1 protein-coding gene is annotated in these 252 nt (G+C 73.8%); it reads left to right on the forward strand.

Translation table 11 applies throughout. The features are described 5' to 3' along the window. The coding region (locus H926_RS31935) for a DUF418 domain-containing protein (protein ID WP_148291811.1) at positions 1-252 on the forward strand (252 nt) is incomplete at both ends.

Here is a 252-nt window from a genome sequence, read left to right on the forward strand (position 1 = left end):
TGGCGCGGCGGGCGCCGGGCCGCGCGCTGGCGGCAGCGGGGCGCTGCGCCTTTACCAATTACCTCGGCACCAGCCTGATCATGAGCGCGCTGTTCTGTGGCTGGGGCGCGGGGCTGGGTTGGGGCAATGCCCATGCCGTGCCGCGCGGCAGCCTGCCGCTGTTCGTGATCCTGGGTTGGGCGATCATGCTGGCCTGGCCGCAAGCCTGGCTGGCCCGCTTTGGCCAAGGGCCGCTGGAGCGGCTGGGGGGGG

The sequence above is a fragment of the Novosphingobium sp. B-7 genome, assembly GCF_000410615.1.
GTDB lineage: Bacteria > Pseudomonadota > Alphaproteobacteria > Sphingomonadales > Sphingomonadaceae > Novosphingobium > Novosphingobium capsulatum.